Source organism: Chthoniobacterales bacterium (assembly GCA_035274845.1).
Classification (GTDB): Bacteria; Verrucomicrobiota; Verrucomicrobiia; order Chthoniobacterales; family UBA10450; genus AV80.
Genome location: DATENU010000020.1, coordinates 104,808 through 118,258 on the forward strand (window position 1 = coordinate 104,808; position 13,451 = coordinate 118,258).

12 protein-coding genes and 1 tRNA gene are annotated in these 13,451 nt (G+C 57.7%); 5 read left to right on the forward strand and 8 right to left on the reverse strand.

Annotation, left to right across the window (positions count from 1 at the left end; translation table 11 throughout):
- Positions 1-132 precede the first annotated feature (132 nt).
- The 6 genes from VJU77_13975 to VJU77_14000 form a co-directional block, all read right to left on the reverse strand.
- Positions 133-765: a hypothetical protein gene (locus VJU77_13975; protein ID HKP04456.1), complete on the reverse strand. Its 633-nt coding sequence runs from the start codon at positions 763-765 to the stop codon at positions 133-135.
- A 272-nt stretch (positions 766-1,037) separates the two neighbouring features.
- Positions 1,038-2,147 carry an NAD(P)-dependent alcohol dehydrogenase gene (locus tag VJU77_13980; protein ID HKP04457.1) on the reverse strand — a complete coding sequence of 370 codons (1,110 nt, stop codon included), beginning with the start codon at positions 2,145-2,147 and terminating at the stop codon, positions 1,038-1,040.
- A gap of 4 nt (positions 2,148-2,151) precedes the next feature.
- Positions 2,152-2,862, reverse strand: a complete 711-nt coding sequence (locus VJU77_13985; protein HKP04458.1) for a DUF4386 domain-containing protein — start codon at positions 2,860-2,862, stop codon at positions 2,152-2,154.
- Positions 2,863-2,881: 19 nt separating this feature from the next.
- The gene (locus VJU77_13990; protein ID HKP04459.1) at positions 2,882-5,542 is read right to left on the reverse strand and encodes an ABC transporter permease; all 2,661 of its coding nucleotides are present in this window, start codon (positions 5,540-5,542) and stop codon (positions 2,882-2,884) included.
- Between the two features lie 4 nt (positions 5,543-5,546).
- The gene (locus VJU77_13995; GenBank protein ID HKP04460.1) at positions 5,547-5,879 is read right to left on the reverse strand and encodes a PadR family transcriptional regulator; all 333 of its coding nucleotides are present in this window, start codon (positions 5,877-5,879) and stop codon (positions 5,547-5,549) included.
- Between the two features lie 118 nt (positions 5,880-5,997).
- On the reverse strand, positions 5,998-6,795 hold the full coding sequence (locus VJU77_14000; protein ID HKP04461.1) for a tetratricopeptide repeat protein: 798 nt from the start codon (positions 6,793-6,795) through the stop codon (positions 5,998-6,000).
- A gap of 210 nt (positions 6,796-7,005) precedes the next feature.
- Here VJU77_14000 and VJU77_14005 point away from each other — a divergent pair, with 210 nt between their 5' ends.
- The 3 genes from VJU77_14005 (at position 7,006) to VJU77_14015 (ending at position 11,292) form a co-directional block, all read left to right on the forward strand.
- Positions 7,006-7,419, forward strand: a complete 414-nt coding sequence (locus tag VJU77_14005; GenBank protein HKP04462.1) for a response regulator — start codon at positions 7,006-7,008, stop codon at positions 7,417-7,419.
- Positions 7,420-7,922: 503 nt separating this feature from the next.
- The gene (locus VJU77_14010; protein ID HKP04463.1) at positions 7,923-10,916 is read left to right on the forward strand and encodes an ATP-binding protein; all 2,994 of its coding nucleotides are present in this window, start codon (positions 7,923-7,925) and stop codon (positions 10,914-10,916) included.
- Positions 10,917-10,974: 58 nt separating this feature from the next.
- Positions 10,975-11,292, forward strand: coding sequence for a hypothetical protein (locus VJU77_14015; protein HKP04464.1), 318 nt, complete (start codon positions 10,975-10,977; stop codon positions 11,290-11,292).
- Positions 11,293-11,448: 156 nt separating this feature from the next.
- On the opposite strand, the gene VJU77_14020 is transcribed toward VJU77_14015, so the two are convergent.
- A complete protein-coding gene (locus VJU77_14020) occupies positions 11,449-11,718 on the reverse strand; it encodes a GIY-YIG nuclease family protein (GenBank protein ID HKP04465.1) in 270 nt (89 codons plus the stop codon).
- 13 nt (positions 11,719-11,731) lie between these two features.
- Positions 11,732-11,806 (reverse strand) — tRNA-Val (locus VJU77_14025).
- A gap of 277 nt (positions 11,807-12,083) precedes the next feature.
- On the opposite strand from VJU77_14025, the gene VJU77_14030 reads away from it, so the two are divergent.
- Positions 12,084-12,779: a sigma-70 family RNA polymerase sigma factor gene (locus VJU77_14030; protein HKP04466.1), complete on the forward strand. Its 696-nt coding sequence runs from the start codon at positions 12,084-12,086 to the stop codon at positions 12,777-12,779.
- Positions 12,772-13,431 (forward strand): hypothetical protein, encoded by a 660-nt coding sequence (locus VJU77_14035; GenBank protein HKP04467.1) that lies wholly within the window; start codon positions 12,772-12,774, stop codon positions 13,429-13,431. Before VJU77_14030 ends, VJU77_14035 begins: the two co-directional genes overlap by 8 nt.
- The last annotated feature ends 20 nt before the right edge of the window (positions 13,432-13,451 follow it).

The window sequence follows — 13,451 nt, forward strand, 5'->3', positions numbered from 1 at the left end:
ACATGCGAGCGAGCCGGGGTGCGGCGATCCCGCTTGAAGACACTGAGCCCTTCAGAATAAAGGGCTCGGCGCGACGCTCAACGAATTCGCGTCCCGGCGCCGAATCAACCGCCGGAGGAGCGGGCGGGGACGCTACGGCATCGGCTGAAGCTGGTAGGTGACGCCGTTAATGACCGCAGGCACGCCCGGGAAAAATGTGTAGATAAATCGCTTCTGGCTTGTCCCGCCATTCTTGGGGCTGGAGGGAATACCAAAAAACTTCGCGCACGCGATGGACGCCTCGCCCAGCTTCGCCTTGGGTCCGAAATCCATGACTCCCGCCGCGTTGAGGACTTTGCCGGTCTTGGTGTCTTTCACGGTGGCTTTGCAGCCCAGCACAACGCCCACGGCCAGAATCCGCCAATGCGATGGCAGAACAATATAGGGGACGCCCGCCGCGTCCACGTAGGCCAGCGGATCGATGCGCGAAAGTTGAGGCCAACGGTAGCTTGTCGCGCTTACATAGGCGCCCGGAGCGGGACCATCGTCATCCTGCTCCACCGGATTTCCGTTCGGTTTGCCTGTGTCCGTGACGACGCCAAACCAATTTCCGGGCTTGCCGGCATTCTCGATGAAATCCAGGCACGCGGGCGTGTAACCTTTAGGGGCATAAACCGGAACGCCTCCGGTTTGGCCATTAGCGCCATCACCGTCGATTTCCATCGCGGCGGGTGGTGTTGTGTAACTGCCGTCATCGTTCCGGGGAGGTAGTGGGACTAGTGGCATAAGCAGGGTGGGTTGGTTAGAGGTCGGAGCGAAGGCGAGGGTGCGTCGATTGAAACTTGGGCTCCTCAGGCGTGTCGAGAACTTTCTTGGGAATGCGGACTCAAGCCGGGCGCTGTCCGATTGCACGGGTCGCATCCAGGGAGGATAAGCATTGGCACCGCTGCCTGCCGTTTCCTAAGAACTCAATTACACCGCGATCGTCCGGGGCGCGGGCGGGAGCAGCGGAGTGGCGGTGGTGGAGGCGTACCGGCTTCCGTAGGACCGCCAGTCGGTTACTCCACGCTGACCACTACTTTCCCTCGGGCGTGGCCTTCTTCGACATACCGGACGGCCGTGGGCACTTCGCTTAACTTGTAGGTCCGGTCGATTACGGATTTCATTTTCCCGCTCTTCATCAGTTCGGCCAGGGCGGTCAGGTCCTTGTTGTTCATGTCTGCGATCATCATGGTCAATTTCTGGCTGATGAACGGCGAGAGCAGCAGCGCTTTGATCGGGCGAGCCAGCGGTCCAATCCAATTTCCCTCATGCGGCCCACCGCCACCGATCATGACGCAGATCCCGTTGGGCTTCAGGACTTGCCTGAATCCGGACAACGGCTGGGTTCCGACATTATCGAGAATGACGTCATAACGTTCCGCGCTCTTGGTGAAATCCTCTTTCGTGTAATCGATCACGTGGTCTGCGCCGAGCGATTGGACCAGTTCGACATTCCTTCCACTGCACACCGCGGTCACCTCCGCGCCGAGGCTTTTGGCGATCTGCACGGCGAACGTCCCCACACCGCCCGACGAGCCGTTGATCAAAACCTTCTGTCTCGGCTGCACCTTTCCTCTGTCCCGAAGAGCCTGAAGCGCGGTGATGGCCGCCACCGGGAGAGAAGCAGCCTGCTCAAAGCTGATCTCGGCTGGTTTCAGGGCCAATCTCGACTTTCCGAGGCAGTACTCTCCCCAGGCGCCGTTGCAGATCCCGAAGACGTCATCGCCTGGCTTGTATTGCGTGACGTTTTTGCCTACCGCCTCGACCGTTCCCGCAACGTCACTGCCAATCCGGAGGACCTTCGGTTTTCGAAGTCCGGCGTCGAGGCGGAAGATGTACGGGATCCCCCTGATGAAATGCCAGTCGTAAGGATTGATCGAAGCCGCGCGGACTTTGATCAGGACTTGATCGTCATTCGGGACCGGCTTTTCGATCTGCTCGAGTTTCAGGACGTCCGGTGCGCCGTAGTCGCAATAGACAATCGCTTTGATTGGATTAGCCGGAGCCGCGGTCTTGCCGCAGTCATTTGTCGACCTCCAGTAGCCAATAAACAGGCCGAGAACGATGAGAAGGAAGAGAACGACGATGACCCGGAACGTCCACTTCACGATGCGCTTTAGTTTCATAAGCTTAAGGAGCGGATTGTTCGGTTGAAGGTTGCTCCCGAGCACCCCGGAACAAAAGCCAAATCATGGTTGGAAGTCCGCCCAGCGCGCCCAACGCCATCGCCAGCGTGGTGAAGGTCGCGGGATAAAATTGGGGAGCTAGAAACTTGGTCAGAGTATTGATGGCGTAGCCTGCGCTCATCATGATCAGGAGAAAGCCAAGGATTTTCGGGAGGTATCTCGATTTGATGACGAGCAATCCGAAGGCAAAGAAGTACGGCGTCCAGAATAACTCGACGAGGGCCTGGCCAGAACTGTTGTTCAGCCGGAGAAAGACCATCGCCAGGGCATTACGCTGTTCGGGGGTGAACGCCTTTAGATAATCGGTGGGACCCAGGAGCGCCATGGCGGCAAAGAGGTTGAGCGTGTTAACGACCGCGATGCCGACAGTAATCAGGATCGAGGTCAGCAGCACGAGGGCACTGCACCGATCGACCGCCTTGAACAAGCGATACAAAGCCAGACCGAAGAAGAGCAGGAAGACTTGCGAAAGAAGGATCCCGACGATCGCCGCGCGGAATAGATTCTCAGAAGCAACCAGATGAGTTGCGGTCGCGGCAGCGTCGCCCGGAACAAGAATGTTCGAGCGGATGTACGACATGCCCCAGCCGCCGGTAGCCGTGCACAACAGCCAAAGAAGGCCGGCGAGGTGTCCTTGTTTCTTAATTGAGTTCATAGAACTTGATGGCAAAGCGCTAATCTGCGCGGAGAGCGTCAATCGGGTTGATCCGCGCGGCTCGGCGGGCTGGAAGCCAGCAGGCGACCAGAGCCACGGTGATGAGAACGAGCGTGGTCCCGATCATTACGGAAGGGCGGTTGAGATGCATCCCGGGATGGCCGGCGGCAAGAAACCGGCCCACGGCGATTGCTCCCAGCATGCCGAGCGCAGATCCGATGATCGCCAGTTTTATTCCCGATGCGAGAACGATGCGCGTGATGTCTCGCAGGCACGCTCCTAACGCGAGCCGAATGGCGAATTCGCCGGTGCGTTGCGCCATCGTGCGGGCGATGATGCCGTAAACTCCGAGCGACGCCAGGCCAAGTCCGAGCAAGGCAAATGAGGTAAGAATGTCGCGCAGGACAGCAGTTTGATAGTTGGCGCGCTCGACGGTTGCGTCCGCGGGTTGGAGCTGACGCACGGGCAAGTCCGGGTCGAGCTCGGCCATGAGATTTCGAATGGAATCGACGAGGCTGGCGGGCGCGGCACCCGAGGTGCGGATGGCAATTTCGTTGTTGGGCCCGGGCTCTTGCGCCATGGGTTGGTAGAGTTGAAAAGTGACCGGCCCGGGGTCTGGCATGACCGATTTCACGTCGGTCGCCACGCCCACGATTTCGCCCCATTGCGGATTTGTCCCGGCCTGCGCGAGACGCCGGCCGATGGGATTCTCGTTGCCAAACAGCCCCCGGGCCATCGCCTGATTGATGATGAAGACTCTTGGCGATGTCGCAGTGTCTTTTTCGCTGAAGGAGCGGCCGGAGAGCATGCGTGTCTCGACGGTTTCGAAATAGCGGGCCGTGACGCTGTTTACGACCGCAGCCGGTTCGTGACCGCGCTGGGGAAGCTCATGACCTTCGATCAGATATTTGCGCGTGTCCGGCCAATTGAAGAACGGCGTGAAGGCAGAAATGCTGGCCGAGGCGACGTCGGGTTGCGACTCCAGTCGTTCCAGGACAAGCCGATGGAACGCGGTAATTTTGTCCGGATTGGAATAGCGGGTCGCGGGGAGCACGACGGTTCCGGTGAGGAGACGATCGGATTGCCAGCCGGCGCGACGGTGGTTCAATTCGTCGAGCCCGCAGATGAAAAGGGCGGCGCCGGAAAGCAGCACCATCGCGAGAGCGAACTGCCCGACAATGAGCGCCTGACGAAAGCGGCGATGGCCGCGACCGCCGGTCATGCCGCGCGCGCCGCTCTTGAGCGTGTCGTTTACATTGAGCCGCAAAGCGAAAAGCGCCGGCGCCAGTCCAAAGGCGAGAGCGGTGACGAGCGAGGCCGCAAAGGCCCAACCGAACACCCGCCAGTCAAACTCGAGGATAACCTGCTCGCCGTTATCGCCCGTGGATCGAGCGGCGAGCCAATCGACGCCCCATTGCGCAACGAGAAGAGCGCAGACGGCGCCGGCCAGCGCGAGCAAAAGCGACTCAGCGATCAAGGGGCGGAGCAATTGCAGGCGCGATGCGCCGAGAGCAGAGCGCACTGCGAACTCCCGGGCGCGCGACATGGTGCGCGCGAGAAGAAGGTTCGCCAGATTCGAGCAGGCGATGAGGAGGACAAACCCTGAAAGCCCGATGAGCATCCACATCATCCGGGAAGAGGTCTTTCCCTGCACCGTGTTTTCCAAGGGGATGGTGCGCCAGGTACTGCCCGCGTTGACCTCGGGAAAGTCCTTTGCCAGCCGCGCCCCGAAGGAGGCGATGAAACCGTTCGCCTCCGCACGAGAGAGGTTGTCGGCGCGCCGGCCGATGAGCCGGAGAAAGGTGCTTTGGCGATCAGCAGATTTCTGCTGGTCGAGAGCGAGCGGCCGGAAAAGGTCGACCCACCCCATGTGGCGCCAGTCGTTAAACGAAGCCGGCAGGACGCCGATGATTTCGTGTGGCTCGCCGTCAATCCGGATGGAGCGGCCGATAATGTCAGCGCTGCCGCCGAAGCGATTCTGCCACAAGCGGGGACTGATAATCACCACGCGGTCGTTGCCGGGCCGGTCTTCTCCAGGCCGGAAGTCACGGCCGAGCTGAGGTTGAACGCCGAGGATGGAAAAGAAATTGGCCGTGGTGCGGAGGGCATCGGCCATGTCGGCCGGTTGTCCGCGCTCGGCAAGAGTCGCGTCTCCGGGCGCGTAGGCGGCGATTTCGCCATAGCCATTCATCTCCTTTTGAAGGGCGAGGAAATCAGCGGGCGAAACGCGGCCCTCCGGATTCTGCGGTGTCACCCGGTCGATTCGATCGAGCCGCTCGCTGTCGGGGTAGGGCAGCGGTTTGACCACCAGGCCATTGAAGGCGCTGAACATCATTGTGTTTCCGCCGATGCCGAAGCCCAGTGTGATAATGGCCAGCACTGTGAAGCCGGGACTTCGGGCCAGGGAGCGAAATGCAAAGCGCAGGCTGCGCCACAGGTCCGCCAGTTGGGGAGGGCGCCAGGTGTCGCGGACTTCCTCGCGGTAGGCGGCGGCGGCGGCTCCGAACTCGCGTTGTGCTGCGAGACGCGCATCTCTCTCCGACATGCCTTCGGCGCGATATTCGGCCGTCAGTTGGTCGAGGTGGAACTGCATCTCGGCCTCGAGCGCCGCTTCCTGTTTGCGGCGGCGAAAAAGCCGGCTGCATTTTGTGCGGAGCCAGCGAAAACGTTCAGGCATCATTTGTTTACTCCATGTTCAGGACGCTGGTCATCGCCGAGGCGAACGAGAGCCAATGCTCTTTCTCGACCTCGAGCTCCTTCCGGCCGGCCTTGGTTAGGCGATAGAACTTGGCGCTCCGCCCGGCTTCGGAGACACCCCATTCAGCCTCGATCCAACCGCGTCCCTCGAGGCGGTGGAGAGCCGGGTAGAGCGAGCCTTGCTTGAGCGACAGCCGATCTTTGGAGACGACCGCGATGCGTTTTGAGATGTCCCAGCCGTGCAGGGAAGCGGCTGAGAGAGCCTTCAAGATCAGGAGATCGAGCGTTCCCTGGAGCAATTCGTTGCGTACTTTGTCCATGTTGGAGCGGACCTTAGTGTCGTGCTTCTACACGAGTCAAGCACTATTTGTCGAAGGTCGACAACAAAGGATGATCCGGCTCAATCTCGACGGAACGCGGTTGGTGCGTTCGCCTGGGCTATTTAGAAATCGACGAGCCGGATATCGGCTTCGACTTTCCTCCGAGCGCCCTTACCACCGCGGATCGCACCTCTTCATATTCTGGGCGCGTCTTAAAAAAGGCGAACGTTCTGTGTCCAGTGTCGGTGTATTCGTCGAGGTGATACAATCGCTCGTCCTCTTTGAGCTCACCCAGCTCGCGGGCGATAGCCGTCGTATCGTCGTAACTCCCCAGAGAGAGGTAATAATCAACCTCGCCCTTCTTATTCAGTATGCAGAATCGGAGATATTGCGGTCGCGGCCCGGGCGGGGCGAAATACTCGAAAACGAAAACGCTCCGGTTGGCAATCACACCCTGCTCGCGGCAAAATCGCTCAGCAGTGTTGACCTTTGGATCGGACGAATTGTTGCGGAATTCATAAAGCGACTTGATTTCGTCATCCCGCGCTTTGACGTCGCCAAGCGCTTGATAAGCCTGAACGAGCTTTGCCCTTGCGGCCCAGTCGTCTGGCTCAATCCGGCGGTAGCTTTGCCAGGTCTCGACGGCCTTTGAGTGTTCTCCGGTTGCGGCAAATGCCAGACCGAGATTCCACAGGACCGAACCGTCATCGGGAAGTTCCCGTTGGACCCGGGAGAGGTACGGAATCGCGCGCTTGAATTCTCCTTTGCCCATCAATTCAGTCGCAGTCTTGAACGCCGCCTCACTGGAGAGTTTATCTGGACTGCTCTCCGCAAAGGCGAAGCTGTTGAGGATCAGAGATATTGCTACGACCGCCGATATTGGCGCCGTTCGAAGCGCGATAAAGACTGGAGGCACGAAGGACGGTTCGTCGAAACAGATGAATCGGCAAGGGGAGCTTGCCGCGAATTGAAAACCGTTGGCGAACCCACCAAACTGCATGGGAGACCTCTTTTGCAACAAACGCAGGCTTGACGCCGCGGGCCACTTTTAATTAATCGATCTCGCCGCAACCCGCGCCGAAAGCATTCATGCCGATCCCGTCCTCATCCGGAAAATAGAGAATCGATGAAGCTTTCACGTGTGGAACCTCGCCTTTCGCCTGACGGCTCCCGTCCTCGTGTCCTTTGCGTCGACGACAACGACCTTATTCTCGGCACGCTCAAGGCTGCGTTTAAGGCCGATGGGTTTGAGGTCGAGACCGCCTACAACGGCTTCAATGCCCTCGGGAAACTCACCAAAAACCCTCACGCTCTCCAGGCGCTCATAACGGACCTTCGCATGCCCGGGGTCGATGGGTTCGGCCTGATCGAAAAGAGCCGGGCGGCCGGTTATGCCGGGCCCATTGTGGTTTATGCCGCTTCCATCACCGGGGATGCCCGGCAGCGGCTGGTAGAGCTCGGGATAAAACACGTCATCGAAAAGCCAGCCCGCAGCAGCGAGCTGATCGCCGCCGTCCGCGAATCGCTGAGCGGCGCTTAAACGCGCGGAGGATCGCGAAACTGTTTTCTCACGTCGCTCCATCTTTTCAGCAAATCCCATTGCCGGAGTTAATCGTCCATGGGCGGGACCCGAATTTCTTTCGTGAAGCGCTCATGCTGCCGCAAACCCGAAATAAAGCGCCGGGCCATCGATTGTCATCAGACTCAGCTCCTGCTTTCCCGCCGCCGCTTTCTCAGCTAAGCCGCTTCCCCGAATGTTGCGGACCGTCTGACGCAAAAGAGCAGACATTTTACCGAAACATGCTCCGAAGCATGATGCTGATCCCGTATTCGGCGACGAGGTAGTCTGCCCTTTCGCGTTCGCACTATTGGCGCTGGTCGCAAGAATCTTGACAAGAACGTCACGCTTTTCCTATCAAGTGGTCTCGGTCTTATCCTCGTGAACGGTTCCCTCTGTCACTGCCCTATCTGTGGTGACAGACTGAAATGCAACCATTGCGCTAACCATTACATCGAGAGCCAATCGAATCCGAAACAAGGCAGATGCTGTTTGGAACTGAGCCGTTAGAATTTCCGCTGGGCGATCGGGTTAAGGTGCCGCGACGCTTGGAATGGCCTCGTGTAAGCGCGGATGAGCTTATCTGGCGCGTTCTCCATAATGGAGAGAATGTTCTGTTGCACGGTCACAATGGTGTCGGCAAGACCTCATTACTAAATGAAATTGCTTTTCGCGCTAGATCCGAGCGTGCTGGTCTCGTCACCTTAGGTCGGGAAAGCCTGGCACAGGTAGCAATTGGTCCTAAGGACAAACAGTGGGATGATCTGCTTTTCGCGTTAAATGCGGGCTCTCGCTACCAACTGGGCTTTTCCGGCATTTTCCCAGCGTCAGTTCGCGTGGACGAATTATTCCGGGTTATCGAGACGGTTGCAAACCAGCAGCGGCTCACTTTCCTCTTAATCCTCGACGATTGCGAAAAGTTGCCAGCCAGGGCCAAAGAGCATTTATTCCAGACCCTGTATCGGTGGCAGCATCAGCCGCCAGCGCGAGTTCTGCTCGCATGCGCAGGCGATTTTCTCGACGAGGAATTGCAGAACAAGCCGATCTTGCACGGTGCCCTGGGTGCGTTTGACGAGTTGGAAATGAATGCGCTTTTCGCGCAAGCGGAGGAACGGTTGAGGGTTCGACTAGATTTAGGTGCGCGCGAAAAAATCCAAAGCTGGACCCAGGGAGTGCCTTCCTTCGTCCAGGGGCTATTAGAAAGAATCGAGAGATCGGCCCAGCCACCCAACTATACCATCACCCAAAACGATATTGAGAGCTTGCAAGATGAATTTCTGCACAACGCCCATTTCATGTACCACTTTGCGGGTTCCGGTAAACTCCTGTCATTGCGCGGTGACTTGCTTGACCAGACGGAGAACGTTATCGGCGTATTCAAAGAAAGCGGCACTCTCCCGGATGATCTAATCAGAAGCCCAGCCTTGTTAAAGCTTCGCCGAATGGGGCTCCTAAAATATTCCCGGGACAAATTGAGTTGGATAAATCCGATGGTTGCGCACTGGTTTACCCGGGGCAGCTCTTGGAGAGAGTATATGAATTTCGGAGCAGGTCCACGTCCTCACAAGACGATAGCGCGCAAAAAGATACCGCACAGAAAAAAGCAACGTCGACGCGCGGGGCCACCAAGTCATTCCGCTCAGCAACCAAGAGAGGACAGAGCGCAGCCGGTCGAACGCTATGTGAATCTCTGGTTTGTTTCAGATCGCTTCAAGGAAAATCATTTCGCCAAAGGACAGCCACTGCGGATTGGGCAGACCGTGTTTCTCCGAGTAAATATCGCCCCATTTGATGAGCGCACGATCTTGGAGGAAGCACAGCCGTTCCCAAGCGAGCGGGAAATAGGACATGCTTTTCCCGAAACCAAGAACAAGCCGGTACCATTGGAAATAACAATTTTCAGTAATGATTTTGAAACTCAGCCAGACGACCGTACGCAGCGATTGAATTTGGTACCGGGCATGCCGACCGAGACCCGAGATTTTTCGCTTAAGGCTCTCAAACTAGGGCGGGCGTTTCTAAGATTATGTATTTTTTACCGGAATCATTTGCTGCAAGCACTCCGTGTTTCCACCGATGTAGTGGCTGGCCAAGAGAATGCAAGGGAACCGCAGCGTGCGATCATAGAGCTTACATTTAGTGCGGACTTTGCGCGGGTGGAGGACCTGCCGCCGCGCGGTTTGTGGCTGGGACTTAATCAAGGGACGGATGAGACGCATACCTTAAATGTTAAGGGTGACGATGTCGCGCTGAGTCGCGATTTGGGCCGGAAAATTGAAAACGCGTTGGATCAGGCGCGAACGGTAATGCTGGAAATCTCCTTTGATCCAAAAAAGGACGATAATGGCGAGGTCCGGATCAATGCAGAAACCGGTCTTCCGGAGAAGCAGTACCGATTCAAGAGCGATCATACCCCGAGTTCCGCTGACGCTAGGAAAAGGTTCAAAGAGGACTTGACGAAGCTCGCCCGAGTAGGGAGCAATTTCTATCAAGCTCTCCTCGGCACCGGCGCGGTCCCAACCGCGGAGGAGCGTGAGTCAGCGGAAAAGCTTGTCCAACACCTCAAACAAGCATTGCGCGACGAGCAGGTCATTCAGATTTCGCGCCTAAAAAACTTGGGAGATATCTGGCCCTGGGCTTTGGTCTATGATCTACCTTTGGATCCGGACCGCGTGCAGACAGCTTGTGAAGCGTTTCGTGCCGAGGACGGAACGGCTTTACCGTACGCGGAAGGGGTTAAACGATGTACGCATCGTGATCCGGTCACCGGCCGGTTCAACGACGACGTCGTTTGTCCATACGGTTTTTGGGGATTCAAACACATTGTCGAGCAACCAACCCAGCCGGGCGGCGCCAAAGCATTCGCGGATCTCGTTCGCGAGGTTCGAGCAGGGAACGCACCGATTTTGAAAATGCCACTGGCTACGGAATTGTTAAGCGGGGAGTCTGATCACATCGATAAGATGAGGGCCCTGCATTTTTCGACTCTCGAATCGTGGAAGGAGCTCAAAGCGGCCCTCGATCCCTTGTTGAGTCCCCCTGAGCCGCACGTCATGTATTTTTTTTGTCACGGCAAATACGATTCGTCCAAAAACCCTTATCTTCAGATCGGCAAGAACGACTCGCTTCGCCCTGCAGCCTTGGACGACCTGGATTTCAAGTGGCTCAATACGCACGGTTTGGTTTTTATTAATGGCTGCCATACCGCCGATCTCCAACCAAAGGATTTGTCGATTATTATGGCGCCCTTCATTAAGGCATATGCATCGGGAATTATAGGAACCGAAATCACCGTCCACACGTTTTTGGCTCGTTATTTCGCCCAAAAGTTTTTCGAACGCTTGCTGCCGAACGGCAGTGGGGGTCAATGCGTGGGTCAAATCATAAGAGATCTGCGGCTGGAGCTGTTACTGAAATACAATCCTCTGGGCCTTGTCTATACAGCCTACTGCTCGGCGGATTTGCATCTGACAAAATGAACATATCGACTGGTGGCTAATCAAATCACCTCCGGTCGTTTTATTGAAAGCAAGCAAAATGGAAAAATTCATCTTCTTAACTGTCATGGCAGGCGCGCTCGCCTTCGGCAGTGTAATCGGTTGGACAACATATTTTATTTTACGGCGGGCCAAGCCAACGGCTCTCAGCGACCTCACTACTATCATTGGCACACTAGGCGGCGCGACGATTCTCGGGTTGTTCGATGCCAAGGGCCCAATGTTCGGCGCTTACTCGATTGGCTTGGCCATCGGTTTCTTTGGGTACTACCTCAAGTATTCAAAGATCGTGGGCACGACAGCCATTCGGGAAAGCTTGATCAAGAAGCAGGGCGAAGACGGGACTGTTTTGGAGTGAACGTCAAGAGACAGCTTCGGCCGAGTCAGTAATTCGCGATGCAGGCGCGGTGCGACTTCCTGCAGGAGGGCAGCGCGTCAAAATGATACGGGCTCCGCGATCGGGCAAGATTCCGAAATCGTGCGCGATGCAGGGTTCGAACCCCCGCCCGCATCGCTACGCGAAGCGTTGCGGGCGCGGTGCGACTATTCGTTCAAACGCCGCTTCAGGTACGCGCGTCCAAATCCCAGTTTTCAGCTGTTTTTCCCTCTTGCGGGCCCCCATTTCAGATTGGCACGCCTCGTAATATTCCGAACACACGGGCAGGCGGTACGCAGTTGCAGCCACTTGACCGCCCCTGTGTTGGGCGAAACGGGTTTTCAGATCGCCCGTCGAGCCGACGTAGAGCTCCCCGTCACTACATCTGAGCATGTAGGTGTAGAACATCAGGGCGATGAGATGGTGCGCGATGCAGGGTTCGAACCTGCGACTTCTTGCGTGTGAAGCAAGCGCTCTACCACTGAGCTAATCGCGCGGGGTGGCGGGCAGCATAAAACGCGACCGTTCGCTTTCCAGAAGAATTTGGCGGACGCGCTCTGCTCGACGCAACCGCTTTTTGATCAAATCGGCCTCGCGCATGTCGGATGGAGGATGACGAGCGCTCTCCCCTGGCAATTCCAATACGGGACCGACCGGAAAGAGACCGCACCGCGGAAATCTTGTCTCCGATTGAAGGATTGTTCCGGCCGGTTGCTACGAAGAGTACGAGAACGCCCCTCAGGGCACTGACAATGAAATCATAACCTCAAACAATGCCTTCCTCCGTCACCGCCTTTCCCAGCGTCATTTCTGAAGGAGCGGCGAAGACTGCCGCGGCGCCAGTTCCTATGAAGCCATGGCCGGGCCCCGCGCCGAAAGATTCGAAGCTGGCCGAAATCGAGCGGCTGGGAGAGCGATGCCGGGCTGGGGACGCCAGCGCGTGGACGGCGCTTTTCCCCATCGTTTGGCCGGTGCTCGTGACGTTCGTTCACCGGCTTTACCATTCTCTCGATGAACAGGACGCCGAGGATGTCGCGCAGACATCGCTCGAGGCGGCCATTAGAGGCATCCACACCTATTCGGGCGATGGACTCTTTCGAGCGTGGCTCTTTGGCATTGCGTCCCAGCAGGCGCGCGGGCTTTTCCGCCGAAAATTCGCGGCCAAGCGAGGCTTGAAGGTTCTCGCTCCGATAAGCCACTCGACCGACCGCACCGACGACACCGCCAAATCGCCGTCGGATGCGACCGCGGAGAGCGATCGGGCGACCATCTTGCACCGCGCCCTGGAACAGTTGCCAGAAGAAGACCGCGATTTGGTTCACCTGCATTTTTTTGGAGAACTAACTTTCAAGGAAATCGGGGCGGTGCGGAAGATGAACCCGAAAACCGTTTACACCCGGGTTTCGCGCTCCAAGGCGAAGCTCCTGGACCTCCTGATCCGTTCCAACCTGACGAGGGCCGATGGATAGACAGATTGACGGCCTGGCGGGCGCGATGCGCCAGATCGCTGAACAGCGCGACAGCCAATTGTGCGAAGCGGAAGCAATATCCCCTGATCGGCTCGAGCAATTGCAGGCATTTTTGGCAGCGGCGCTGCCGGTCGAAACGGCCCTGCTCGCCGCGGCGCGACGACGCGATGCCTCACTGGGTCTGACTCAGCCGAGTCTTCCAGCGGCGGTGCACCTCGCCCTTGTCGAACAGGCAGTTCGCGTCTCAGGGCACCCTGCCGGTATTTTTTGGTCATTGGTCGCTTGGTTTCAGAGGTCAGACCTCGCCGCTCTATCCCGAACCGCGGCGGCTGCGGCGCTCGCTGTTGCCCTTGCCTGGACGGGACTGCATTTCTCCAGCTCGCGCCATTCAGCGGCTCAAATTTCGCAGGAGTCGGCTGGCGCTTCCAACGTCAACCCATGGCCGGCGGCCTTTTCGAACCGCGATGCCTTCAAGCGTTCCGCCAATGATCTCACGCTGGGTGTGAGCCGGATCGATTTGGCCTCCCTGGACCCCTCGCTTCTGACAAACGGCCGCGCGTTCCCCGACCTCGCCCTGCCGGACCGCGGGCTGCTGCTCGACCTTCCGATCAGGCAAATTCGTCTCGATGTCGAGGCGATGAGAACGCCGTAACCGGCAGACCAGCTCCTCCA